Here is a 23,404-nt window from a genome sequence, read left to right on the forward strand (position 1 = left end):
TGAGCCCAAATAAGGTTAAAGACCGCTTAACGAAATCGCGGCCACTCCACCTATGCTTGCTATTTTCATTAAAACTACCGCGTCAAGTGTGCGGTGAAGAAACCGTCTGTTCCGTGTGCTGCGAGCCACAATTTCTGATAGGACATGTTCCAGCCGGAATGCGAACCGAGGAAATTTTCAACGACTTCTTGGTTTTCCGGGTTCAGCATAGAACAGGTCGCATAAGCTAACGTTCCGTCAGGGGAAACATAACCAGATGTTTCCTCGAGAATGCTTAATTGCAGCGCGCTCAACTCCTTTAGACGCTCCGGGGTCAAAGCCCATTTTCCTGCCGGGGCGCGTCTCCAGGAACCGCTGCCCGAACATGGAGCATCAACAAGCACCACATCGAAAGGTGCTTGCGACCGCACCGCATCAGGCGTCAGGATTGTGACTTGCGCCCCTGCGCGCTTGGCCCGATCAGGCAAATCTCTCATTCGCGCAGGATTAACATCATGCGCAAAAACTTCGACCCCGACATGCGCCGCAATGGCGAGTGATTTTCCACCTCCGCCCGCGCAATAGTCCAAAACGCGCTGACCTGGTTGCAAATTCAGATCGGCAACGATGGCTTGACTAGCTGCGTCTTGCAGTTCGACCAGCCCAGTCAAAAACGCCTGACTCTGGGCGACTTTACGCGCGCCATCCAGAACCTCCAACGCCGTGTCGCAGGCGTCATGCGTGCGGGCAGTGATACCATCTGCCGCCAACGCAGCAATCGCGCGATCCGAATCCGATTTGATCAGGTTGACACGCAAATGCACCGGAGCACGGGTTTGCAAGGCTTGCGCTACGTTGATTGCCTGGTCCTGCAAAGAGGCTTGAAACACTGGCCACAACCAGTCGGGGATGTCGTATTGCTCGGCGTCAGACAGGAATGCGCGCCCAGTTTCGTCCTCTCCAACAGGCGAAGGGGCGTGACCAACTCCCGTGAACAGATCGCTCGGGTCACTCCTTGCCGCCCTCAGGGCCCCAAGCATCAAGCCACGCCCAGTTTCGGCCCCGCCCAACGCCGCGAAAGACCGCTTGCACCGCAACGCTCCGAACACGTGATCCCGAACAGCCGCCCGGTCCTTAGAACCGGCAAAACGGCTGCGCCGCGCCCATCCTGTCAGGGCCTTTTCGACCGGAACATCCCTGAGAATTTCGTCAAGGATTTCAATAGAGGCCTGAATGCGGGCTGCGGGGGTCATAAAGTCGTCCCATGCGTATGTAGAAACACAAAACGGCGCCCGAACGGGACGCCGCAATGCAATTTAAATCAGGTTACATCACCCGATAGTTCGGGCTTTCACGAGTGATCTGCACGTCATGCACGTGGCTTTCTTTCAGCCCTGCGCCAGTGATCTTTACGAAATTGCAGTTCCTGCGCATCTCTTCCACGGTGGCACAACCGGTATATCCCATGGCTGCGCGCAGACCGCCGACCAGTTGGTGCACAACAGCGCTGGCAGACCCTTTATAGGGCACCTGCCCCTCGATCCCTTCGGGCACCAGCTTATCGTTGGCGGCGTCCTTCTGGAAATAGCGATCCGCCGAGCCACGCGCCATTGCGCCCAGGCTGCCCATGCCGCGATAGGATTTGAACGAGCGGCCCTGATACAGAATGACCTCACCGGGGCTTTCATCGGTGCCCGCGATCATTGAACCGACCATGGCGCAGGACGCCCCCGCCGCAATCGCCTTGGCGAAATCGCCCGAGAACTTGATGCCGCCATCGGCAATCACCGGAACGTCTCCGGCGGCCGAGGCACAATCCATGATCGCCGTCAGCTGCGGCACACCCACACCGGCCACCATCCGCGTGGTACAGATCGAGCCCGGCCCGATCCCAACCTTGATCGCGTCCGCACCGGCATCAATCAGCGCCTTGGTCGCGTCACCGGTGGCGACATTGCCCGCGATGATTTGAACTTCGTTCGACAGGGTTTTCACCCGCCGCACCGCGTCGAGCACGCCTTGCGAGTGGCCATGCGCGGTGTCCACAACGATGATGTCGACGCCTGAATCCACCAATTGCTCTGACCGCTCAAAACCTGCGTCCCCGACCGAAGTCGCCGCTGCAACACGCAGGCGGCCCAGACGGTCTTTGCAGGCTGTGGGGTTCAGCACTGCTTGTTCGGTGTCTTTCAGGGTTAGCAGGCCGGTCAGCTTGCCTGCGCCATCTACGACCAGCAGCTTTTCGATCCGGCGCGCCTTCATCAGACTTTTGGCTTCTTCCAGATCAGCCGGTTCCTGAAGCATTGCCAGATTGTCGGTGGTCATCATTGCGTGGATCGGCGTGTCGTCCGAGGTTGCAAAGCGCATGTCGCGGTTGGTCACGATACCCACGACGCGACCATCGGAATCAACGACGGGGAAGCCGGTGAAATTGTAGCGTTCGACCAGCGCCTGCGCGTCGGCCAGCGTCTGATCGGCGCGCAATGTCACGGGGTTATAAACGATACCGGATTCGAACCGCTTGACCCGGCGCACTTCGCGGGCCTGTTCCTCGGTCGTCAGGTTCTTGTGGATCACACCGATCCCACCGGCCTGCGCCATAGCAATCGCCATTCGCGCCTCGGTCACCGTGTCCATAGCCGAGCTGAGCAGCGGTATGTTCATGGTAATCTCGCGCGTCACACGCGTGGTCGTATCCGCCGTTGCGGGCAGCACAGAAGATGCGCCCGGAACCAGAAGTACGTCGTCAAAGGTGAGTGCCTCACGAATCTGCATCTGCTAACCCCATGCAAAACCCCGTTTGACGGCGACCCTATGACATGGATTGCAGCTAAGGAAAAGCCCCTGACCTAAACTAGTTGTCCAACGCGAGCCGATGCCACGCTGAAAAACGACGCAAGTTGCGCAAAACCTGCCGCTGATTGGCCTTTCCCTTTGCGCACAAACCCATATCTTCCCCGGCATACGCGCGAATACAAAAGGCAGGCCCGACATGACCACCGACCCCCTTGTTGTCTTTACCCCCTCGGGCAAACGCGGGCATTTCCCCGTTGGCACCCCGGTTCTGACCGCCGCCCGGCAGTTGGGTGTCGATCTGGATTCGGTCTGCGGCGGACGCGGGATTTGTTCGAAGTGCCAGATCACGCCCAGCTACGGCGAGTTCCCCAAGCACGGCGTGACGGTATCCGAGGACGCGCTGAGCGGATGGAACGCGGTTGAACAACGCTATGACGACAAGCGCGGGCTCAAGCCTGGCCGCCGTCTGGGCTGTCAGGCGACGGTTCAGGGCGATATCGTGATCGACGTGCCGCCTGAGTCTCAGGTCCATCGTCAGGTCGTCCGCAAAGCGGCTGCCGCACGCGCCATCACCATGGACCCGGCGACGCGGCTGTATTTCGTGGTGGTCGAGGAACCCGACATGCACTCGCCAACCGGCGATCTCGAGCGGTTGGAACGCGCCCTGCGCCAGCAGTGGAACATTGAGGCCGTCACCGCCGATCTGTCGCTGATGGCCAAGCTGCAACCGGTGCTGCGCAAAGGCAAATGGGAGGTCACGGTAGCCGTCCACAAAGGCCACAAGGATGAGGTCGCACGGATCGTGGAAATCTGGCCCGGCCTGCATGAACAAGGGCTGTACGGTCTGGCCATCGACCTTGGCTCAACCACCATCGCTGCCCACCTGACCGATCTGGAGACCGGTGAGGTCAAGGCCTCGTCTGGCCTGATGAACCCGCAGATCCGCTTTGGTGAAGACCTGATGAGCCGCGTGTCCTACGCCATGATGAACCCCGGCGGTGATCAGGAAATGACCCGCGCCGTGCGCGAGGCGATCAACGACCTGACCACCTCGATCGCGGATGAGGCCGGGATCGACACCGCGCTGATCGTGGAGACGGTTTTCGTCTGCAACCCGGTCATGCACCACCTGCTGCTGGGTCTGGACCCGGTCGAACTGGGGCAGGCTCCATTCGCGCTGGCCACATCCGAGAGCATGTCCCTGCCCGCGCGTGAGATGGACCTGACCAAGATGAACCCGCGCGCGCAGGTTTATATCCTACCCTGTATTGCGGGACATGTGGGCGCCGACTGTGCCGCCGTTGCGCTCTCCGAGGAACCCGGCAAGTCCGAAGACCTCGTGTTGATCGTCGATGTGGGCACCAATGCCGAAATCCTGCTGGGCAACACCACACGCGTGCTCGCCTGTTCCTCACCCACCGGCCCCGCGTTTGAGGGCGCGCAGATCAGTTCCGGCCAGCGCGCCGCTCCGGGAGCGATTGAGCGCATCGAAATTGATCCCGTCACCAAGGAACCCCGCTTCCGCATCATCGGGTCGGACAAGTGGTCTGATGAGGACGGGTTCGATCTTGATATCGCCACCACCGGGATCACCGGCATCTGTGGCTCGGGCATTATCGAGGCTGTTGCCGAAATGCGTATCGCCGGGCTGCTGGATGAAAGCGGCCTGATTGGCTCGGCTGAACAAACCGGCACCGCGCGCTGCATCCCCGAAGGCCGCACGCATTCCTATCTGATCCACGATGCCAGCGCCGAAGGCGGCCCGCGTATCACCGTAACCCAAGGCGATATCCGCGCCATCCAACTGGCGAAATCGGCGCTTTATGCCGGTGCGCGCCTGCTTATGGACGAGATGAAGGTCGACGCCGTGGATCGCGTGGTTCTGGCCGGGGCGTTTGGCGCGCATATCTCGACCAAACATGCGATGGTGCTGGGCATGATCCCCGACGCACCGCTGGACAAGGTCTCAAGCGCGGGCAACGCCGCTGGCACCGGCGCGCGGATCGCGCTGTGCAACATCGGATCGCGTAAGGAAATCGAGCGTGTCGTGCGCGAGATCACCAAGGTCGAAACCGCCATCGAGCCAAAATTTCAGGACCATTTCGTCGCCGCCAACGCTATCCCGCACAAGACCGACCCGTTCCCGGAACTGGCGCAGGTGGTCACGCTGCCCTCACCCTCGTTCAACACCGGCGGCGGGGATGAGGAAAAATCTGGCCGTCGCCGTCGCCGCAGGTCATAGTCTCCGGCAGGAGGCACCATGACCATAGCAAACGAAGAACAGGCCGAGTTCTGGGGCAACTCACCCTCGGGTGCGAAATGGCTGACCTATGAGGACCAGATGGATGCGCTTCTGGCTCCGGTCCTTGATCTGGTGCTAGAGCGCGCCGCCCTGAAACCGGGGCAGCGCGTGTTGGATATCGGCTGCGGCACAGGGGCCAGCACGGTTCTGGCGGCGCAGGCGGTGTGGCCAGACGGGCATGTTCTGGCTGCCGATTTCTCGCAGCCTTTTCTGGATCGCGCTGCCGAGCGCGCGCAGGCCGACGGCCACACTAATATCGGTTTTCAATTTGCCGACGCGCAGACCCATCCGTTTCAGGAGGGGGACCGCGATATCATGATTTCGCGCTTCGGGGTGATGTTCTTCGAGGATACCGTGGCCGCCTTCGCCAACATGGCGCGCGCACTGAAACCCGGCGGTCGGATGTGTTTCGCGGCTTGGGGGCCGCTATCGGGCAACCCGTGGTTCCGCCTGCCCCATATCGCGGCAACCGAACGGCTTGGCACGCCGCCCAAAGTCGACCGCAACGCCCCTGGCCCCTTGGCTTTCCACGATCAGGATCGCGTCAGCGGATTGCTGGCGCAGGCTAGCCTGACCGACATCACTGTCGATGCCGTTCCCCTCACCCTGCCCGTTCAAGGCACGCTTGAGGACTGCGCGGCGCTGTGTACCCGGATAGGACCCGCCGCACGAGTGATCGCCCATTTCGACGGAACGCCCGAAGATGTCTCTGCAATTCGGCAGGCTGTGGCCGAGGAGTTCAGGCCCTATGTCGCTGGAGATATTGTTGAAATACCGGCCCTGATAAACCTGTTTCAGGCACGCAGGCCGGGCTGATCTGGAGCGGGTAACGGGAATCGAACCCGTAACAAGAGCTTGGGAAGCTCGTGTGATACCTTTTCACCATACCCGCCGCTTGGATCGGGATAACATCCCGCGCGACCAGACCGCAAGCGCCATTCCGCAGACTAACACGCGATTATTCCGTACGGGCACGCAGGCTGTCTATCAACGATTGTTCCACGTCCAAGGCCTCGCTGGCCGCGTCCAGCGTGCGCTGATCCAGGTGCTGCGGGTTCAGGTCGATCCCGTCCGAGAACGTATCAACAATCGCGCGCATCGCTTTGATCCGCGCGTATTTCTTGTTGTTGGCGGGGATCACATGCCACGGCGCGATTTCTGTTGAGGTACGCGCCAGCATCTCGTCCACCGCCACCTCGGCCTCGGCCCAGCGTTCGCGGTTGCGGAAATCCTCATAGGTCAGTTTCCAGCGTTTCATCGGATTGCGCAGGCGTTCGGTGAAACGCGCCATCTGTTCCTCGGGTGAGATGTGAAAGAACAGCTTTACGATCCGCGTCTCGTCATCCACCAGCATCCGTTCGAAATCGTTGATCTCGGCATAGGCGGCACGCCAGCGGTGTTCCGGCGTGAACTTTTCCAACCGCTCGACCAGTACCCGCCCGTACCAGCTGCGGTCAAAGGCCGAGATCGCGCCCTCGGGCGGCAGCCTCTCCCAAAACCGAAGCAGATAGTGACGGTTCAGATAGTAATTGCGGGGTGCCCCGATGGGCCACACCTTGAAACTGCGCGGGTCCAAAGCCTGACTGATACGGCGGATCGTGCCGCCCTTGCCCGCCGCGTCCCAGCCTTCGAACACCAACACGCCCTTGAGCCCGTGAAACAGAAATGCCTGCTGAATCAGTGCCAGCTGCGCCTGCAGATCGACCAGCTCTTCGAAATAGTCTTTCTTGCCCAACCGCAGCGACAGATCGGCCTCGGCCAGTTTCGGAGGAAAGTGTTTGGTCATTTCAATGCCCTGATCTGGTAATAATCATGGGCAGTGTCGCAATAACGACCGCAAGCAGCCTTGATCGGTGTCAAAACGAAAAAGGCCAGGCACTTGGCCCGGCCTTGAAGGTCGTTCCCGGTAGATCAGGCGCGGCGCCGGCGGCCACCGCCGCGACGGCCACCTGCCCCACCGGCTGCAGCGGCTTCTTCAGGCGACTTGTTGAATTTGATCCACGCCCCGCCATGCGGGTCATTGTTGGTCAACAGATTGGCGGCGCGGATGGCCTCCATTTCCTTACCGGCACGCGGTTGGGTCGAGCCCAGTCCGAACAACTGGCAGAAGGTCTCATCGTCCATATCCGCGGGCAGCACGATGCCCTTAGCTTCAACCTCGGCCTTCTTTTCTGCCAGTTTCTTGGGGCCAACCGGCAAGGCCACCGGGTTCATGATCGCCGAAGTCATGCCAGCGCCCATCGCCATCGGCAGGAACGCGTTGTTGATGCCATGACGGTTGGGTAGACCGAACGAGATGTTGGACGCACCGCAGGTGGTGTTCACGCCCAGTTCTTCGCGCAGACGACGGACCAGAGCAAACACCTGCTGGCCAGCGGTCGCCATCGCACCGATCGGCATGACCAACGGGTCAACCACGATGTCATGGGCGGGGATCCCGTAATCGGCAGCCCGTTCAACAATGGTTTTTGCCACGGCAAACCGCACATCCGGGTCTTCGGAAATCCCAGTGTCGTCGTTCGAGATCGCCACAACCGGTACGTTGTACTTCTTGACCAGCGGCAACACTAGCTCCAGACGCTCTTCCTCTCCCGTGACCGAGTTCAGCAGCGGACGGCCTTCAGCCGCCTCAAGGCCCGCCTCAAGCGCACCAGGAACCGAGCTGTCGATACACAGCGGCACATCGACCAGACCCTGCACCAGCTCGACGATCTTGGTCATCAGCGGCGGCTCGGTCTCGTTCGGGTTGGGGTTCGAGTTGTAGACGACGCCCGCATTGATATCCAGAACGGTTGCCCCTGCTGCAACCTGCGCGATGGCGTCTTTCTCGACAGTGGAGAAATCGCCCGCTTCCAGTTCCGCAGCCAGTTTCTTGCGGCCGGTGGGATTGATCCGTTCACCGATCACGCAGAAGGGTTCATCAAAGCCCAGAACGGCGGTTTTTGTTTTTGATTCTACGACTGTACGGGTCATATCCGTTCCTTAGGAGTTTGCAGGTTTTGCCGAAGCGCCACCGTTATTGATCGCCCAGGTGGCGTTGGTCTTGATGCCACCCAGCGGGAAGAAGTGTACGTTGGTGATGTTGAAATCGGGGTTGGCCGCCTTGTGGTTGGCCAACTCGCTCAGAACATCGGTAGGCTCATAGGGCAACAGCAGCTTGGACACGTCCATGGCGCGTTTCTGCAGCACCTTCAGCGAGGGACCAACGCCGCACGCGATAGCGAATTTGATCAGAGTCTGCAGCTTGGCCGGACCCGCGATACCGATATGGATCGGCAGGTCGATGCCCGCCTCTTTTAAGCCATCCGCCCATGCGATGATCGGCTTGGCATCAAAGGCGAACTGCGTGGCCAGCGCCATTTCGGCATCCGTCGTTTCGCTGAATTTCTGTTTCCAGCGCAGCGCGTCATCGACATTTTTGGTTGAGCCGTCAGGGTCGATGTCCTTGTTACCCTCGGGGTGGCCAGCCACGTGCAAGCGTTTGAAACCAGCTTTGTCGAAAAGGCCAGATTCCAGCAACTGCATCGAGCTTTCGAAATCGCCATGTGGTTTTTCGACACCGCCAGCAAGCAGCAAAGCCTGCTCAACACCCGCTTCGCCCTGATACATCGAAATCCAGTTTTCCAGCGTGGCTGCGTCCTTGATGATCCGCGCAGGAAAATGCGGCATGACCGGATAGCCGTCATCGGCCAGACGTTTGGCCGTCTTGACCATGTCCTCGATAGGCGTGCCCTCGATATGAGCGATGTAGACGCGGGTGCCTTCTGGCAGCAGCGCTTTGAAGTCTTCGACCTTTTCGGCAGTGCGGGGCATCACTTCAATCGAGTAGCCCTTCAAAAAGGCTTCGACGGTCGGGTTCACAGGGCCGTTTTCGACGGCAGCACGTTTCTTGAAGTTCAACAGAGCCATCGTGGCCTCCCATAAAGATCTCGGGCTCATGCCCAACCATCATTCGCGATCAGAGCTTTGATGCGATCCTGATCATATTCAGCTTCCAAGCGCGCTGCCTCGGCCTCGGCGATGTCGGACGGATCGCCCTCAACCGCAAAAGGCTCGGCTTTGCGCCATTCGGCCAGGTAGGCATCGCTATCCTTGGCGTTCACCTTCATGGCCGCCCGGTCGATCGCTTGCTCGAACCGCTCCTCCAATTGCCGCTTTGCGCCCCGCCGGCCTTTGCCGACGATGACTTGGGCGGGAATATCGCGCCAGTATACGATGGTGACGTCAGGCATCGCTGTTGATTCCTCCTAACCAGATGGACCGGTTCTAGACTTCTATATGGGCACAAGTCGGTCGGTTTTCGACACAAGGCGTATTTCAAACGACCTTTTGGCTCACGATGGGATAGCGGGTTTGTAACGAATAGTTCAACGTTCACGCATATCAAAATTCTCATCACTATAATGAGTGTCTTGCGCGATCAGAACACGCGACCTATGGTCGGGGTAACTCGAAAATCGGAGGGCGTTACGAATGGCGCCCAAGCGTCCCAAAGGTGCGGGCGCGTTCCCGAAAGCGGTCGAAAGCCCCGCGCCGGCAAGGCCCGATCCCGATGCGCTATACGCAGCGCTGGATCTGGGTACAAATAGTTGTCGCATGTTGATCGCCCAGCCCAAGGGCAGCGGCTTTCATGTGGTCGACAGTTTCTCGAAATCCGTGCAGCTTGGCGCGGGGCTCGAACGGACCGGACGGCTGTCTCGGTCTTCGATGGCGCGCACCATTCAGGCATTGCGCATCTGCCAGCAGAAGCTGAAACGTAACAAAGTCAAACGGATGCGGCTGGTTGCCACCGAAGCGTGCCGCCGCGCCAAGAATTCGCGCGATTTCATCCGACAGGTCAAACGGGAAACCGGTCTGACCCTTGAGATCATCAAGCCCGAAGAAGAGGCCCGTCTGGCCGTTATCTCATGCGCGCCGCTTGTGTCGACCAAGACCGAGCAGTTGCTGGTCGTTGATATCGGCGGCGGTTCGACAGAACTTGTGTGGATCGACCTTTCTTCGGTGTTGCGCCGCGATAGGCCCGCAGCGATCATGCGACTGCATCATGGGTTTCAAACCGCCGACAACCCCTTTCCGTCTGCCAAAGTTGTGGACTGGATCAGTGTTCCCTTGGGTGTCGCAACCCTGCGCGATCAGTTCAACGATGTCGAAGACGACTCGGCCCGCTTTGCGCTTATGAGCTGGTTTTTCGAGGAAAACCTTGCAGATTTTGCCCCTTACAAGGACGAGCAAACACGGGAGGGCTTCCAGATCGTTGGCACCAGCGGAACGGTTACAACTGTTGCCGCGTCACATCTGGGATTAAAGCGCTATGACCGAACCAAAGTGGACGGTCTGCGTATGACAAGCGATCAGATTGACAAGGTGATACGCGGGTATCTGGAGCTTGGTCCTCAGGGGCGGCGCCGTGACCCAAGGATCGGCGATGACCGACAGGCTTTGATCATGTCGGGCTCGGCCATTTTGCAGGCGTTGCTGCGCTGCTGGCCCACCGACCGTCTTTCGGTAGCCGATCGCGGACTGCGCGAAGGTCTGCTGTACGCGCAAATGAGCGCGGACGGTGTGTTGGAAGACGGACCTTTTTAGGACCATATCTTCGATGCCGCTGACCGTCGTTGCCCTAGCCTATCGCACATCGACCGCAGCAACCACTATTTGTTGTCTGGAAGCAGCCGGATTTGACGTGTTCTGCCCCGGTTTTCAGATTGCAAACACCCTACCGCATTATGCTCTGGCCATAGGGGGAATTGCGCTGTCAGTGCCCTACAACCAAGGTCTGGATGCGCTGGCGTTTTTGAACGAGGTTTCGCACCCTGAAGTTCCGAAGTCCTCCGTTTTGTCCACGGGGGCAAACGGTCTGGGCTGGCTGGGCTTTGGTGTTTCTTCTCCTTGGCCCGATCTGCTATTGATGGACGCACCGACAGGATCAACTTGATAACCCTAGACCAAGCCGGTAAACGCCCCCAGTCTTCAGGAGACCACACATGGCCAAAACACCGACTGGAAAAAGCAACTCGGGACGCGGACAACGCGATCTGAAGGTTAAGGTAAAGACCGCCCGAGGACGCAAACTCAGCTCGACCCGCTGGCTCGAGCGGCAGTTGAACGATCCGTATGTCAAGCGTGCGCAGGCCGAGGGGTACCGGGGGCGCGCGGCGTTCAAAATATTGGAACTGGACGACAAATTCCGTTTTTTGGTCCCCGGCGCTCGTGTCGTTGACTTGGGCTGTGCTCCCGGCGGCTGGCTGCAGGTCGCCGTCAAACGAGTGAATGCGCTGGGTGAGAAAAGCGGTAAGCGCATCGGGACAGTTCTGGGTGTGGACCTGCAAGAGGTCGAACCGGTCGCAGGTGCGATCGCCCACGTTTTGGACTTCATGGAAGACGACGCGGACAACAAAGTCAAAGAGTGGTTGGACGGCAAGGCCGATGTGGTTATGTCGGACATGGCCGCAGCCTCATCAGGGCACAAGCAGACAGACCATTTGCGTATCATGGCGTTGTGCGAGGCCGCCGCCTATTTCGCCTTTGATGTTCTTGAGGAAGGTGGAACCTTTGTGGCCAAAGTGCTTGCCGGGGGCGCAGAAGGCGACTTGCAAAAATTGCTAAAACAGAAGTTCAACAAGGTCGCCAACGTAAAACCGCCCGCTTCACGGTCGGACAGTTCCGAAAAATTTGTTGTAGCAACAGGCTTTCGTGGCTGACCTTAATCTTCGAGCGAAATAAAATCACCCGCCAGTACCTGTTGACGCAGCGACGCCGTAGCAATCCCCTGCATCAACAGCGCCTCACCATGGTTCAGGTATTCCGGCTTGCGCGTTCGCAACTCCTCGATCCGTTGGGAGAGGGAAAGTGGCCGTTGCAGTTGCGACGTATGGACCGGTTTGTCGGACATGGGGCACCTTTTAACACAACGGGTTTTCTACCCGCCCCGTCCTGTTACAGGTGAAATTTGCCGCGAAAATGGCCGAAACCAGGCGAAGCGGTGCCGTTTTAGCGGGTCAACTGCCTTTGCAGTTGCAGCAGATCCGGGTGATCGGGTACCCGGTCCAACCCTTGGCTTAGGACGTCCAGAGCCGCTTCAGTTCCGCTGTTGAGTTGGACCAGTTGCACCAGAATGGGCCATGCCTCAGCTCGCTGCGGATCCAGTTGTATCACCTCGCGAAAGGCGCGTTCGGCCGCTGGCGCGTTCCGAAAGGTCAAAGCCATCCCGCCCAGCACCATATGGGTTTCTGGAAAGTCCAGCCGATTGGAAATGGCATCCTGCCACTCTGCCATCGCCTGACCCGCCTTTGACTGTTGCCCTGCGGTCAGGGCTTGTTGCGGAATGGTCAGAAGCTCTTTGGCGACAGCAATACGCACGTTCAACAGCGGATCGGACAACAAAGGTTCCAGCCGCTCAATCTGATCGCGAAGCTCGGCGGAACGTTGCAACACCACAGCATTCGCGCGGACCAAAGGATCTTGGTCAGACAGCAGTCCTGCAGTCTGTGCAGCAACTTCGGCCGAGCCGTAGTTCTGCAATAGATATGCGGCTGTCGCCCTGACAATACCCGGTTGCGTCTGATCACCCGCAATACCCAACAGCGCCGATGGTCCTTCGGCCTGCCCCGTCATTGCAGCGTTGAATACAGTTCCATATTGGGGACCACGGTGAGACGATTTCGGAAACCAATCGGCTATTTGTGCGGCAGCCCAGGATTGGTTTTGATCCGTATGGCAATCGGTGCAGGCATCCTGACCCAGTGCCAGATCGGGACGCGGGACGCGAAAACTGTGATCGCGACGGCCATCCACGCCCATGTAAACCCGTTCAATCATGTGGCACGATTTGCACTGTGCCCCTGCGCTGCCATCGGGATGGTTATGATGCGCAGACGTGTCGTATTCTGCGCGGGCGAGGGTCGGAAAGCGGTCATTCCCCGCAACCGAATGGCATTGCGTACACAGCCCGTTTCCTTCGGCCTTAAGCATCGCGCTATGTGGCTCGTGGCAATCCATGCAGCCGACCCCTTGCGCGTACATTCGCGACTGCAGGAATGAGCCATAGACGTAGACCTCGTCCAGAATTTGGCCATCCGGGTGGTAGAGCCCCGGCCGTAAAACCGCCAGGTTGTAGGCATCGTGATACGCCGTGCCCGGCAACGGGTTGCCATCCCCATGCGCCTCGCGGCGGGAATGGCAACCGGCACATTGCTGTATCTCAGCCTCAGTCTGCCCCGCGCCCCATTCCATCGTGAAGCCATATTCCGTCAGGTCGGGGCTGCCCCCCTGCCCGTTCGTCCAGTCAATATGCGCCGAGCCTGGCCCATGGCATGCTTCACATCCAACCCCGATTTCCGCCTGGGTAGACGCATATGAGCGCGTTCCCGCGTCATAGTTCTTGTCAAAGCCAGTGGCGTGACACTCGGCACAGCGCGCATTCCAGTTTTTATAGGGGCCGGTCCAGTGCAACCCATCATCGGGCGGCAGGTCCTGATCGGGGTATAAGTGGAACCAACGGTTTTCTTCAGTGTCCCAAACGACATCAAAGCTTTGCAATTGCCCCGGTTGGGTCTCGAACAGGTATTGCTGCAGGGGTTCGATACCGACTACCGAGTATACCGTGTAATCGTTTGATACCCCGTCTTTCTCCGTGACCCTGGCGCGCAGTTCGCCGTCATCGGAGAAATGGACAGACATCCCATCATGGTCGAACTGCGTACCATTGAAATCTGCAACAACATGACCGTCCTCCACATCTGTCCAGGCCAAGGCGTGATGAGATTGCGACCACGCCGCGGCCTCAGCCTCGTGACAATCTTTGCATTGATCGGAACCGACATAGACGGGCACCTGGGCTGCGGCAAAGGTCGGCAGCATCAGACCAAGGATAATCCAAAGAGCTTTCACGGTTGGTCCCCATCATCGCCAACTTGCAAATCCATGAGCGCGCCATTGTATTCCGCGCCCAATATCAGGATTGCCGCGCACAGATACAAAAAGATCAGGGCAGCCATCGCTCCGGCCAAACCTGCATAGGTGGCACTGTAGGATGCGAATTGGCTGATGTAGATTGAAAAGCCCCATCCGCCCGCGGCCCAAAGCGCCAAAGTCAACAAGACCCCAGGCAGAATTTGTGACAAGGAATGACGCCGTGTCGGCAGGATCAAATGCGCCAAAAAGACAGTTCCCGCTGGAACGGCGACGGTAAACGTCCAGCGCAGGCGATCCACGGACAACCAATGCGATACGTTTACATCTGTCTTTTCCGAAACCAGTTTGGTGTAAACCGGTAAGATGACCTCGACTGCAGCGATAGCCAGAATTGTAGCCCCACCGATGATCACCAGACCAAGGCACAGCAGCCGCGTTTTCCAGAATGGCCAACTGTCTTGATCATGATAAGCCTGATTCATAGCCGCCCTGACAGCAACCACCCCGTTCGAGGCAAAGAAGATCGCCAAAAGGCCGCCCAAAGTAATCACGCCCGACCCCGATTGCTCTAGCACTGCGCGAAGTTCGGATACGATGGGATCGGCTACATCCTTGGGCCATGCGCCAAAGATCAATTCGATCAGTTCTTCGGTGACATAACCTTGTGACAAGGACCCGGCCAATGCCACTGTGAACAGAACAAATGGGAACAGTGCCAACATCAACGACATGGCGACATGGCTGCTCATGACAAGGCCGTTTTTGCCACCGAACCGTCCAATTGCCAGCCACAAAGCCTGGATTGGGCGACTCAGCGAAGGAATCACTTGAGAAATCATGATCAAAGCCTAACCCGCCCAACGCGATCACAGAACCGTCAAAACCCCAAAATGGGCAAATTAACTTACCCAAACATCTGGATGCATTGCATAATTTTCCGGTCTGTGCAGGATCAAGGTAATCCAACCTGCAACGTCACAGGCAGCTGAATGACCCTGGATCCAGAAAACTCCACGTCCTCGCCACGTTTAAAATTGGCGGTCGTGCGCGACGCGGCCATTGTGGCGACACTGACAGTGCTTGCGCTTTATGCGGGGGCGGCGTTTTTAATCCCGTTGACCATGGCCCTCTTGATCAACGTTCTGATCATAGCGCTTAGCGACCGGGTGATCGCCCTGACCCGCGCGCCTGTCTGGTTAGCCAATATTGCAGGCGTTACCGTGGTTTTGGCAGGGTTGTTCATGATCATGTATATTCTGGGCAGTCAGGCGACGCAGTTCGCACGCTCGATCAGCGACTACGAAATCCAATTCGACGGAGCCGTCAATCGGATCACCGGACTTGTGGGCAACAATGTAACAACCTTCATACGCGACAATCTGATCAATATCGACATGACCTATGTCGCGCGCGTACTGCTGGGCAGCGCCACATCACTGCTGAACCAATTCTTCCTGATCAGCCTTTACGTCGCATTTTTGATGGCCGAAAGACTGGCCTTTCGCAAGAAAATCCGGCTAGCCGCAGGGAACCCAAAAACCGGTGCCGAGTTCGCTGCGGTGCTGGATGCGATCTCGTTCAGCCTTCAACGCTATGTGGGCGTGAAAACCTTCATCAGTCTAATTACAGCGGGGATCAGTTACTCGGTGTTCCGAGTTCTTAGCCTAGAATATTCCGAAACATGGGCCGTGTTGACATTTGCACTGAACTTCATCCCTTCAATCGGGTCAATTATTGCGGTGGTGTTTCCGGCCATGATTGCATTGGTTCAATTCGAAACCATCGGCCCTTTCCTGATCATCGTATTCGGTTGCGGGACGATTCAATTCGCTATCGGCAACTTCCTTGACCCGGCGATGCTGGGCCGGTCACTTAATATGTCGACCTTCCTCGTGATCCTGGCTCTGACTTTCTGGACAACAGTTTGGGGCATGATAGGAGCGTTCCTGAGTGTGCCTTTAACGGTCTGTATCCTGATCGTATTCAGCCATATCCCCGCCTTGCGCCCAATCGCGGTTTTGATGTCGCTGGACGGTCGGATTTGGGATGATCAGGGCAACACAGAAACCTGAAGCGATGCAGCACCCTCTTTTCATTGGTGCCGAAATCTTTCGGAAGTCCACCTACGGTGCGAAACATCCGCTAGCGATTCCCCGCGTTTCAACAGTTATTGATCTGTGTCGCGCGTTGGGCTGGCTAAAGGCTGAAAATTATCGCGTGAGCCCCTGCGCCAAACCAAAAGCGCTGCACGCGTTTCATACGCCTGAATACATCGATGCGCTGCAAAAGGCAGAGGCGTCGCAATTCGTATCAGACGAAACCCGACAAAAACACAGGCTGGGCACCCTGTCCAACCCGGTTTTCCCCGAGATGTATCGTCGACCAGCTACCGCTGCCGGTGGTTCGATGCTGGGTGCGGAACTAATCCGCGATGGCGGTATTGTTTTTAACCCTGCCGGCGGCACTCATCACGGTCTATCCGACCGAGCCAACGGGTTTTGCTACCTCAATGATCCTGTCTTGGCGATTCAGTCCCTCATCCGTCACGGATTGAGCCGGATAGTCTACGTCGATATCGACGCCCATCATTGCGACGGAGTCGAGGCTGCGTTCCACGGTTCTACTAAGGTCAGAATGATATCAATTCATGAAGAGCGCCGCTGGCCATTCAGTGGAACACTGGATGACACTGCGGGAGGAGCGGCTTTCAACCTGCCCGTTCCTCGGGGCCTCAATGACGACGAGTTCTTTGCCATCCTGGAAGAGCTGATACTACCCGCCGCCGCTGCGTTTCGCCCTCAAGCCATCCTTCTTCAATGCGGTGCCGATGCTGTGGCCGAAGATCCCCTCTCGCGTTTGACCTTGTCCAATAATGCGCATTGGAGGGCAGTGTCGAGTTTGCAGAAATTGGCGCCGCGGTTCCTTGTTTTAGGTGGCGGCGGCTACAACCCGTGGTCAGTTGCCCGCCTATGGAGCGGCGTTTGGGCAACGCTAAATGGGTATGAAATACCGGACGCTCTGGATGCAAATGCGCAGATCATCCTCAAATCCCTGACATGGAGCCGCGGAGGGGGAAAACAGCCGCCCGAACACTGGGTAAAAACGCTTCGGGACAAGCCACACCTTGGACCAGTTCGTTCTGAATTGTCCGCTAATCTGGCCCGCCTCAGGGCAAGAATTCCATAGTGGAACGAAACGCGGCGGGCTGCTAACTTAATGCTAGAACAGCGCAATTCCGAGCAACCGTTACTATCCCAATTGCATCCCTGCAGCATGAAGCTTCAACTGGAACAAGCAATGAATGCACACAATCAAATAAATGATCTGAAATCTCGGATGGGGCAGTCTATAATCGGCCAGTCCGACGTGATCGACCGCCTGTTGATCGGACTTTTGGCGAACGGAAACTTGCTAATCGAAGGTTTGCCAGGCTTGGCGAAAACCCGAGCCGTCAAAGCAATGGCCCGTAATTTGGATGCCCAGTTCAGCCGAATTCAGTTTACTCCAGACCTTTTGCCGTCTGACGTCACCGGAACTGAAGTGTTTCAACAAACGCCGGACGGCGGAACATTCCGCTTCGAGCCGGGCCCCATCTTTGCCAATATTGTTCTGGCGGACGAAATTAACCGGGCGCCGGCAAAGGTTCAGGCCGCGTTGCTTGAAGCCATGGAAGAGCGTCAGGTCACGGTATCGGGTACGACCCACACGATGGACCCGTTATTCATAGTGATGGCAACCCAGAACCCCATCGAGCAAGAAGGGACCTACCCCCTGCCCGAAGCGCAGATGGACCGCTTCCTTATGCACGTACAGATCACTTATCCACCCGTCGAAGACGAAGTCGAGGTCATTCGGCTTGTGCGCGGTGAAGACAACGCCACCGCTTCTTCATCCCGAACCGAAGCTCCTACGCCGATCCCTCAAGACGCTGTGTTCACCGCAAGGGCGGAAATTGGACAAATACATGTGTCAGACGCAATGGACAGGTATATGGCCGATCTGGTGCACGCGACACGAACACCAGGCAAGTTCAGCGAGGACTTGGCCAACTTGATCGAGATAGGTGCAAGCCCGCGCGCTTCGCTGGCACTTGACAAATGCGGTCGTACGCACGCCTGGATGAACGGGCGCGACTATGTCGACCCTGCTGATATCCGGGCCATCGCGCATGACGTTTTCAGACACCGCATTACACTTAGTTTCGAAGCCGAAGGCGAGGCGAAAACGGCTGACGATGTTGTCGCAGAAATTCTTCGCCTTGTGGCCCTGCCCTAAGCTGGCGCCGTGGCCCGAAACGCCACATATCCCTCTGATCCCCGCATCCATGTGACTGCGCAGCACTTGCTGCAACTTGGTGGCAGGTCTACCGGGCTTAGCTTGCTGCCAAAACAACCAGCCCGTTCGATCCTGAACGGGCGGCATTCCTCGCGATTGCGCGGACGCGGTCTTAATTTTGAAGAACTGCGCAACTACCTGCCCGGCGACGATATTCGAACTATTGACTGGAAAGTTACCGCCAGAACAGGTGCCCCCCACGTCCGCGTTTACACCGAAGAGCGTGACCGCCCTGTCCTGTTGTTGGTTGATCAAAGGGTTTCGATGTTCTTCGGAACCAAGGAATTCATGAAATCTGTTGTGGCCGCAGAGGCAGCAGCAATCGCAGCGCATCGAGTATTGGCGCAGGGCGACCGCGTAGGAGGTATTGTGTTCGGTGACACTGGTCTAGCAGAACACCGCCCTCAAAGACGTGCGGCTGCGCTTATGCGATTTCTAACTTCTGTCGGAGCCATGAACTGCAATCTGAATGCAGATTTGCGGTTCGAAACGTCCGTTACGTTGAACGAAGTTTTGAAGCAGGCAGCGCGTATCGCTCATACCAATGCGCTTGTCTGCGTATTTTCTGATTTCGACGGTATGGACCAGAACTCGGAAAGCCTGTTTCGCAGACTGTCACACGCAAACGACCTGATCCTGTTTAACATTTCTGATCCCAGCGCACATACAGTTCCGAGCGAGGCAAGGCTGACCGTCTCGGACGGAGAACAGCAGATCGAAATCGATGGCTCGACCCCCGAACTGGCAAAACGAATCCGAGAGGCGATGGAAGATCGTTTAGCCCATTTGTCCAAATGGTCCCTAAGATATGGGTTCCCCACCGTTCCGCTGACAACTGCTGAACCAGCGCTGGGACAACTTCTGAAACTGTTCGGTCATGGCGGAGGTCCGAGATGAGTGCCGACGTCGAAGGCAAGTCCCTTGTCGAACTGCTGGACATGCTGAAACCCGCGCCAGAGCCACAGGTGATCGCGATGACACCGCAAACCGTGGGGTGGTTAATTTTGGCGGTTTTACTAATCTTTGCAGTTCTTTGCGCGGCGCTACTGATACGTCGGCGCCGCAAGTTGAATGCATACCGCCGATTGGCTCTAGCAAATATTGAAGACGCTCAAGGCGATGTAGCCCAAATTGCCGACGTTTTGCGCCGAACGGCACTGGCGGTATATCCGCGCTCGCTGGTTGCAGGTCTTTATGGTCGAGAGTGGATTGATTTCCTGAACCGATCTTCGGCTGCGGTCTTTCCCGATGCCCTAGGACATGTTCTTACCGAAGCGCCCTACAAAACGACGAGGAATGACCCAGAAGTCGCTGAAATTGCGAAAAAATGGATAAAAACACATCGTGTTGAAGGAGTGTCCTGATGATCTCCTTCGCTGCGCCTTGGGCCTTCCTTCTTTTACCGGTACCTGCGGTCGTTTATTGGTTCGCTCCGCCATATCGCGAAAAAGCGGCTTCGATCCGAATACCCTTTTTCCGCCGCGTGGCTAAAGCGAGTGGCATAGAGCCGCGGTCCGGTTCGTCGATACGCAATCGCGCCAGACTACCCAAGCTTACAATCATACTAATCTGGTTTCTTCTGGTACTGGCACTTGCGCGACCTGAAAGACTGGCTGACCCGATAACACTCGAAAAATCCGCGCGCGACGTTGTTCTGGCGCTCGATATTTCAGGATCAATGGATCAGCGAGACTTCACGTCAACCGACGGCACGCCGAAACAACGGTTGGAGGCTGTGAAAGATGTCATGCGCACTTTCATATCCGAACGTGAAAGTGATCGAATGGCTTTGATAGTCTTCGGCACCAGAGCCTTCATACAAGCCCCATTTACGCAGGATACCAAAAGCTTAAACGGCTTTCTTGATCAGACCACGGTTGGAATGGCAGGTCCCAACACCGCACTTGGTGACGCTATTGGCTTGGGCATTCGTACGTTCGAATCCAGCGACGTTGATCTGCGTATGATGATCGTCCTAAGCGACGGAGCTGACACATCCAGCAGGATGACCCCGATCAATGCAGCCGCCATTGCGGCCGAAAAAGGTGTTGTCGTGTACACGATTGGCGTCGGCGATCCGAGCGCGACCGGAGAAGACCGTGTAGATCTTCAGGCGTTGCGGGATATCGCGGAACGCACCGGTGGCCAGTACTTTTTTGCAGACGATGAAGACGCCCTAACCGGCGTCTACCAGCAGATCGATGCGCAAAACCCAAGGATCGTAGAAACACAAAGTTTCCGCCCAAGGGAAAACCTCGGTCAATACCCACTGTTGGCCGCGGTGATTGTGATACTTGCTATCTCAACCTATCTCAGCGTTTTTCAGCACCGCAGGTGGCCCCAATGATTGAGGCACTGGCGGAATTTCATTTTATTCGAGCGTATTGGCTGCTTTTTCTTATCCCAGTCCTCTTTCTTTGGGGGATAACCCGCCCCAAGAAATCACAGAAACAGGATTTCTCGGAAAGTATCGCCCCGCACCTTGCAGAAGCGTTGCGGGTTGGCGCTGCAGAAACCCGCGGAGTTTACCCAGCTGACATCGCGATGATAGCGAGCGCATTTATTGTATTGGCTGCGGCAGGCCCGACCTGGTCTCGAATGGAAAACCCATTGATTGCTGATACCGCTCCTTTAGTAATTACGCTGAAGGTAACGGAAAGTATGGAGAATTCTGACTTAACGCCCTCCAGGTTAGAGCGCGCAAAGTTCAAAATCACCGATCTCATCAACGCTCGCGCCGTTGCTCAGACCGCGCTCGTGGCTTATGCCGGGTCACCGCACCGCGTAGCCCCTTTGACTGAGGACGCCAATATCCTACGCCCCTTACTTGAAGGTTTGGAACCGGCTGTCATGCCCAAAGACGGGGATTCAGCCACTGACGCTTTGGCAATTGGCGAAGACATACTGAAAGGCAACACAACGGCAGGAGCCATCCTTTTTGTCTTGGATGATATAGAGCCGTCGCAGCTGCAAAACATGAAAACAACCGAAGCCCAGCTTTTGTTTCTGACCATGCTTCCTGAGGGTGACACAATCGTTCAATTGGACAATCTTGAAAGTGCACAAGTTGTTCAATTCTCAAACGATGATCAAGACATCAGGCAATTACAAAGGTTTATCAAGTCTGCCTATTCCAACGCGCTGGACGACAACGACCTTGTGAAATGGCGCGATCAGGGGTGGATTTTTGCTTGGCCCGCGGCCTTGATGTGTTTGCTGTGGTTCAGGCGCGGTTGGGTAATACAATGGGTATTGCTGGTTTGCTATTTAGCTTCTCCGTCAGGTCCAGCCCAGGCCGAAGGTTGGCGAGATTGGTTCCTGACACCGGATCAACAGGGGCAAATCGCATTGAATAACAAAGAGTTTGCAAAGGCTGCTGACCTATTCGAAGACCCGTACCACCAAGGTTATGCACTGTTGAAAGCGGGAAAATACCCCGAGGCGATCACCGTTTTGACCCAGTTAAACACCCCAGAGGCCGCATTTGCAGAAGGCTTGGCAAGAATTCGAAACCGAGAATACCGGCCTGCAATTTCCGCGTTCGAAACTGCTCTGGAGAGGCAACCAGGCTGGCCTGAGGCACAACACAACCTTGAAGTTTCACAGGCTATTCTTGCTTATGTTGAAACCACCAGAGAGCAGTCCGACACAGGAGAAGAAGCAGGTATCGGAGCGGACGACACCGTTTTCGATAATGAGGATGGACGCGGCCAAGATACGACCGCCCAAGCGCCGGTAGACGGGTCTGCTCCGTTGCCAGCGGATCAATGGATCAGTGCGATTGACACTGACATGCAGGATTTCTTGCGCAACCGTTTCCTTCTGGACAATCAGGCTCAAAAACAATGAGATATTTGGTTTTTCTTATATGTTTGGTCGCTCCATCAGTCGCGCTACCACAATCGGAAAGCTCCGGTGAACCACGCGTGTCTGTCGAAGTTCCAGAAGAAAGTGTTATCGTCGGCCAACCCGCCCTGGTTCGTGTGAAAGTTCTTGTTCCAACCTTCATGCCGTCCCCGCCGGTGTTTCCGTCCCTTGAACAAGAAAATCTACTGGTTCGTTTGCCTGAGCGCGCCTCGGGCCCAGTAAGTGACACAGTTGATGGTAAAACTTGGTCCGGGGTCCAGCGCAGTTATCGACTTTACCCTTTGACACCCGGCCAATTGGATTTTGGCGAGCAAGATGTCGAAGTCACTTTTGCGGATCCTGACACGAACAAGCCCGTGCAAAGCACCGTAACGCTTCCGAAAATCTCTTTGTCAGTCGAAGTGCCGGAAGGCGCACAAGGGTTGGACCCGCTGATCATCGCCAACGGCTTTGAACTAAACCAAGACATTGAAGGGCCTTCCGAACTACATGCGGGAGACGCCATTACGCGCAAGTTAACGGCAAATATTTATGGAACCAGCTCAATACTAATACCCCCGCTTTTGGTGGATACGGACGATCCGCTGCTGAAGGCTTACCCGAAAGACCCGCGGTTTTCGGAATCCGAGGACCGTGGAATCCTTTCGGGCCAGCGCGTTGACGAGGTGGTTTATCTTGCCCAAGCAGCAGGGAAAACGACGCTGCCGCCTGTAACCTTGCGTTGGTACAACCTTGAATCCGACAGTGTTGAAACAGCCGAGGTACCAGCAATAGACCTGCAATTGACGGGGCCAGCCAAGCAACAATTTGACGTACGGAACCTCCTGCAGGTCACTCCCTACGTTATATTTTTTACGTTAATCTTGGCTGCCGTATTTCGTTTGTTGGTTCCGTGGTATCGACGCAGGCGCAAGGTGCAAGCACAAATCTACAATGCGTCGCCGGAGTTCGCGTTAGCGCAACTAAGAACTGCGCTAAATGAACAGGACCTGTCAAAAGCCTATTCAGCATTGGATTTATGGAAGTCGCGCACGGTGGAAACGGTTGACACCAGTGTCATGGAACGCCACTTGGCTGCGATATCCGCAACAAGATACGCTGCAACGAAATCGGGTGCTGAGCCGGATTGGTCAGGTGCCATCGCGGCTATCGGCTCGTTGTCAAAGAGCACAATGCGTAAACCGACGGTACTTCCGCCGCTAAATCCTTGAG

The 23,404-nt window shown here is 56.8% G+C and carries 22 protein-coding genes and 1 tRNA gene; 13 read left to right on the top strand and 10 right to left on the bottom strand.

Going from position 1 to position 23,404, the window contains the following annotated elements:
- Positions 1-74: 74 nt before the first annotated feature.
- Entirely contained in the window at positions 75-1,232 is a 1,158-nt protein-coding gene (locus tag ACR0DX_RS12335) for an RsmB/NOP family class I SAM-dependent RNA methyltransferase (RefSeq protein ID WP_170354233.1), read from the bottom strand.
- A 73-nt stretch (positions 1,233-1,305) separates the two neighbouring features.
- The gene (guaB, locus tag ACR0DX_RS12340; protein WP_170354234.1) at positions 1,306-2,754 is read right to left on the bottom strand and encodes an IMP dehydrogenase; all 1,449 of its coding nucleotides are present in this window, start codon (positions 2,752-2,754) and stop codon (positions 1,306-1,308) included.
- A gap of 217 nt (positions 2,755-2,971) precedes the next feature.
- Here guaB and ACR0DX_RS12345 point away from each other — a divergent pair, with 217 nt between their 5' ends.
- Both ACR0DX_RS12345 and ACR0DX_RS12350 read left to right on the top strand, forming a co-directional pair.
- Entirely contained in the window at positions 2,972-5,017 is a 2,046-nt protein-coding gene (locus ACR0DX_RS12345; protein WP_170354235.1) for an ASKHA domain-containing protein, read from the top strand.
- A gap of 18 nt (positions 5,018-5,035) precedes the next feature.
- Positions 5,036-5,893, top strand: coding sequence for a class I SAM-dependent methyltransferase (locus ACR0DX_RS12350; RefSeq protein ID WP_480846289.1), 858 nt, complete (start codon positions 5,036-5,038; stop codon positions 5,891-5,893).
- Between the two features lie 2 nt (positions 5,894-5,895).
- On the opposite strand, the gene ACR0DX_RS12355 is transcribed toward ACR0DX_RS12350, so the two are convergent.
- The 5 genes from ACR0DX_RS12355 to ACR0DX_RS12375 all read right to left on the bottom strand — a co-directional run bounded on the left by ACR0DX_RS12355 (position 5,896) and on the right by ACR0DX_RS12375 (position 9,309).
- A tRNA-Gly gene (locus tag ACR0DX_RS12355) sits at positions 5,896-5,969 on the bottom strand.
- 66 nt (positions 5,970-6,035) lie between these two features.
- Entirely contained in the window at positions 6,036-6,863 is an 828-nt protein-coding gene (locus tag ACR0DX_RS12360; RefSeq protein WP_170354237.1) for a polyphosphate kinase, read from the bottom strand.
- Between the two features lie 125 nt (positions 6,864-6,988).
- Positions 6,989-8,050: a methyltetrahydrofolate cobalamin methyltransferase gene (locus ACR0DX_RS12365; RefSeq protein ID WP_170354238.1), complete on the bottom strand. Its 1,062-nt coding sequence runs from the start codon at positions 8,048-8,050 to the stop codon at positions 6,989-6,991.
- Positions 8,051-8,059: 9 nt separating this feature from the next.
- Positions 8,060-8,986 (bottom strand): methylenetetrahydrofolate reductase, encoded by a 927-nt coding sequence (locus ACR0DX_RS12370; protein ID WP_170354239.1) that lies wholly within the window; start codon positions 8,984-8,986, stop codon positions 8,060-8,062.
- Between the two features lie 26 nt (positions 8,987-9,012).
- On the bottom strand, positions 9,013-9,309 hold the full coding sequence (locus tag ACR0DX_RS12375) for a virulence factor (protein WP_170354240.1): 297 nt from the start codon (positions 9,307-9,309) through the stop codon (positions 9,013-9,015).
- 241 nt (positions 9,310-9,550) lie between these two features.
- Between ACR0DX_RS12375 and ACR0DX_RS12380 the strand changes: the two genes are divergently transcribed.
- The 3 genes from ACR0DX_RS12380 to ACR0DX_RS12390 are packed head-to-tail and all read left to right on the top strand — an operon-like array spanning position 9,551 to position 11,778.
- The gene (locus tag ACR0DX_RS12380) at positions 9,551-10,663 is read left to right on the top strand and encodes a Ppx/GppA phosphatase family protein (protein WP_170354241.1); all 1,113 of its coding nucleotides are present in this window, start codon (positions 9,551-9,553) and stop codon (positions 10,661-10,663) included.
- Between the two features lie 13 nt (positions 10,664-10,676).
- Positions 10,677-11,012, top strand: coding sequence for a hypothetical protein (locus tag ACR0DX_RS12385; protein ID WP_170354242.1), 336 nt, complete (start codon positions 10,677-10,679; stop codon positions 11,010-11,012).
- A gap of 49 nt (positions 11,013-11,061) precedes the next feature.
- Positions 11,062-11,778, top strand: coding sequence for an RlmE family RNA methyltransferase (locus ACR0DX_RS12390; RefSeq protein WP_170354243.1), 717 nt, complete (start codon positions 11,062-11,064; stop codon positions 11,776-11,778).
- Positions 11,779-11,780: 2 nt separating this feature from the next.
- On the opposite strand, the gene ACR0DX_RS12395 is transcribed toward ACR0DX_RS12390, so the two are convergent.
- The 3 genes from ACR0DX_RS12395 to ACR0DX_RS12405 form a co-directional block, all read right to left on the bottom strand.
- Positions 11,781-11,969, bottom strand: a complete 189-nt coding sequence (locus tag ACR0DX_RS12395) for a hypothetical protein (RefSeq protein WP_170354244.1) — start codon at positions 11,967-11,969, stop codon at positions 11,781-11,783.
- A 98-nt stretch (positions 11,970-12,067) separates the two neighbouring features.
- The gene (locus ACR0DX_RS12400) at positions 12,068-13,966 is read right to left on the bottom strand and encodes a cytochrome c3 family protein (protein ID WP_480846293.1); all 1,899 of its coding nucleotides are present in this window, start codon (positions 13,964-13,966) and stop codon (positions 12,068-12,070) included.
- Entirely contained in the window at positions 13,963-14,829 is an 867-nt protein-coding gene (locus tag ACR0DX_RS12405) for a YihY/virulence factor BrkB family protein (protein ID WP_170354245.1), read from the bottom strand. Before ACR0DX_RS12405 ends, ACR0DX_RS12400 begins: the two co-directional genes overlap by 4 nt.
- Before the next feature lie 150 nt (positions 14,830-14,979).
- On the opposite strand from ACR0DX_RS12405, the gene ACR0DX_RS12410 reads away from it, so the two are divergent.
- The 8 genes from ACR0DX_RS12410 (at position 14,980) to ACR0DX_RS12445 (ending at position 23,403) form a co-directional block, all read left to right on the top strand.
- Entirely contained in the window at positions 14,980-16,062 is a 1,083-nt protein-coding gene (locus tag ACR0DX_RS12410; RefSeq protein ID WP_170354246.1) for an AI-2E family transporter, read from the top strand.
- 4 nt (positions 16,063-16,066) lie between these two features.
- Positions 16,067-17,176, top strand: a complete 1,110-nt coding sequence (locus ACR0DX_RS12415) for an acetoin utilization protein AcuC (protein ID WP_170354247.1) — start codon at positions 16,067-16,069, stop codon at positions 17,174-17,176.
- Positions 17,177-17,287: 111 nt separating this feature from the next.
- A complete protein-coding gene (locus ACR0DX_RS12420) occupies positions 17,288-18,265 on the top strand; it encodes an AAA family ATPase (protein WP_170354429.1) in 978 nt (325 codons plus the stop codon).
- A gap of 9 nt (positions 18,266-18,274) precedes the next feature.
- Positions 18,275-19,222 carry a DUF58 domain-containing protein gene (locus tag ACR0DX_RS12425; protein ID WP_480846297.1) on the top strand — a complete coding sequence of 316 codons (948 nt, stop codon included), beginning with the start codon at positions 18,275-18,277 and terminating at the stop codon, positions 19,220-19,222.
- Complete coding sequence (locus ACR0DX_RS12430) at positions 19,219-19,689, top strand: DUF4381 domain-containing protein (RefSeq protein WP_170354249.1); 471 nt, start codon at positions 19,219-19,221, stop codon at positions 19,687-19,689. The genes ACR0DX_RS12425 and ACR0DX_RS12430 overlap by 4 nt, the downstream gene beginning before the upstream one ends.
- Positions 19,689-20,672: a vWA domain-containing protein gene (locus ACR0DX_RS12435; protein ID WP_170354250.1), complete on the top strand. Its 984-nt coding sequence runs from the start codon at positions 19,689-19,691 to the stop codon at positions 20,670-20,672. Before ACR0DX_RS12430 ends, ACR0DX_RS12435 begins: the two co-directional genes overlap by 1 nt.
- The gene (locus tag ACR0DX_RS12440; RefSeq protein WP_480846299.1) at positions 20,669-22,174 is read left to right on the top strand and encodes a VWA domain-containing protein; all 1,506 of its coding nucleotides are present in this window, start codon (positions 20,669-20,671) and stop codon (positions 22,172-22,174) included. The genes ACR0DX_RS12435 and ACR0DX_RS12440 overlap by 4 nt, the downstream gene beginning before the upstream one ends.
- Before the next feature lie 77 nt (positions 22,175-22,251).
- Positions 22,252-23,403 (top strand): hypothetical protein, encoded by a 1,152-nt coding sequence (locus ACR0DX_RS12445; protein ID WP_480846301.1) that lies wholly within the window; start codon positions 22,252-22,254, stop codon positions 23,401-23,403.
- Position 23,404: the final 1 nt, after the last annotated feature.

Source organism: Ruegeria sp. D3 (assembly GCF_056534465.1).

What these genes read in the sequence shown, in the direction of transcription:
- ACR0DX_RS12410 (WP_170354246.1), top strand. Translation starts at nt 14,980, where the DNA reads ATGACCCTGGATCCAGAAAACTCCACGTCCTCGCCACGTTTAAAATTG.
- ACR0DX_RS12335 (WP_170354233.1), bottom strand. Translation starts at nt 1,232, where the DNA reads ATGACCCCCGCAGCCCGCATTCAGGCCTCTATTGAAATCCTTGACGAA.
- ACR0DX_RS12360 (WP_170354237.1), bottom strand. Translation starts at nt 6,863, where the DNA reads ATGACCAAACACTTTCCTCCGAAACTGGCCGAGGCCGATCTGTCGCTG.
- ACR0DX_RS12405 (WP_170354245.1), bottom strand. Translation starts at nt 14,829, where the DNA reads ATGATTTCTCAAGTGATTCCTTCGCTGAGTCGCCCAATCCAGGCTTTG.
- ACR0DX_RS12345 (WP_170354235.1), top strand. Translation starts at nt 2,972, where the DNA reads ATGACCACCGACCCCCTTGTTGTCTTTACCCCCTCGGGCAAACGCGGG.
- ACR0DX_RS12435 (WP_170354250.1), top strand. Translation starts at nt 19,689, where the DNA reads ATGATCTCCTTCGCTGCGCCTTGGGCCTTCCTTCTTTTACCGGTACCT.
- ACR0DX_RS12440 (WP_480846299.1), top strand. Translation starts at nt 20,669, where the DNA reads ATGATTGAGGCACTGGCGGAATTTCATTTTATTCGAGCGTATTGGCTG.
- ACR0DX_RS12350 (WP_480846289.1), top strand. Translation starts at nt 5,036, where the DNA reads ATGACCATAGCAAACGAAGAACAGGCCGAGTTCTGGGGCAACTCACCC.
- ACR0DX_RS12415 (WP_170354247.1), top strand. Translation starts at nt 16,067, where the DNA reads ATGCAGCACCCTCTTTTCATTGGTGCCGAAATCTTTCGGAAGTCCACC.
- ACR0DX_RS12430 (WP_170354249.1), top strand. Translation starts at nt 19,219, where the DNA reads ATGAGTGCCGACGTCGAAGGCAAGTCCCTTGTCGAACTGCTGGACATG.
- ACR0DX_RS12385 (WP_170354242.1), top strand. Translation starts at nt 10,677, where the DNA reads ATGCCGCTGACCGTCGTTGCCCTAGCCTATCGCACATCGACCGCAGCA.
- ACR0DX_RS12370 (WP_170354239.1), bottom strand. Translation starts at nt 8,986, where the DNA reads ATGGCTCTGTTGAACTTCAAGAAACGTGCTGCCGTCGAAAACGGCCCT.
- ACR0DX_RS12395 (WP_170354244.1), bottom strand. Translation starts at nt 11,969, where the DNA reads ATGTCCGACAAACCGGTCCATACGTCGCAACTGCAACGGCCACTTTCC.
- ACR0DX_RS12390 (WP_170354243.1), top strand. Translation starts at nt 11,062, where the DNA reads ATGGCCAAAACACCGACTGGAAAAAGCAACTCGGGACGCGGACAACGC.
- guaB (WP_170354234.1), bottom strand. Translation starts at nt 2,754, where the DNA reads ATGCAGATTCGTGAGGCACTCACCTTTGACGACGTACTTCTGGTTCCG.
- ACR0DX_RS12375 (WP_170354240.1), bottom strand. Translation starts at nt 9,309, where the DNA reads ATGCCTGACGTCACCATCGTATACTGGCGCGATATTCCCGCCCAAGTC.
- ACR0DX_RS12380 (WP_170354241.1), top strand. Translation starts at nt 9,551, where the DNA reads ATGGCGCCCAAGCGTCCCAAAGGTGCGGGCGCGTTCCCGAAAGCGGTC.
- ACR0DX_RS12365 (WP_170354238.1), bottom strand. Translation starts at nt 8,050, where the DNA reads ATGACCCGTACAGTCGTAGAATCAAAAACAAAAACCGCCGTTCTGGGC.
- ACR0DX_RS12420 (WP_170354429.1), top strand. Translation starts at nt 17,288, where the DNA reads ATGAATGCACACAATCAAATAAATGATCTGAAATCTCGGATGGGGCAG.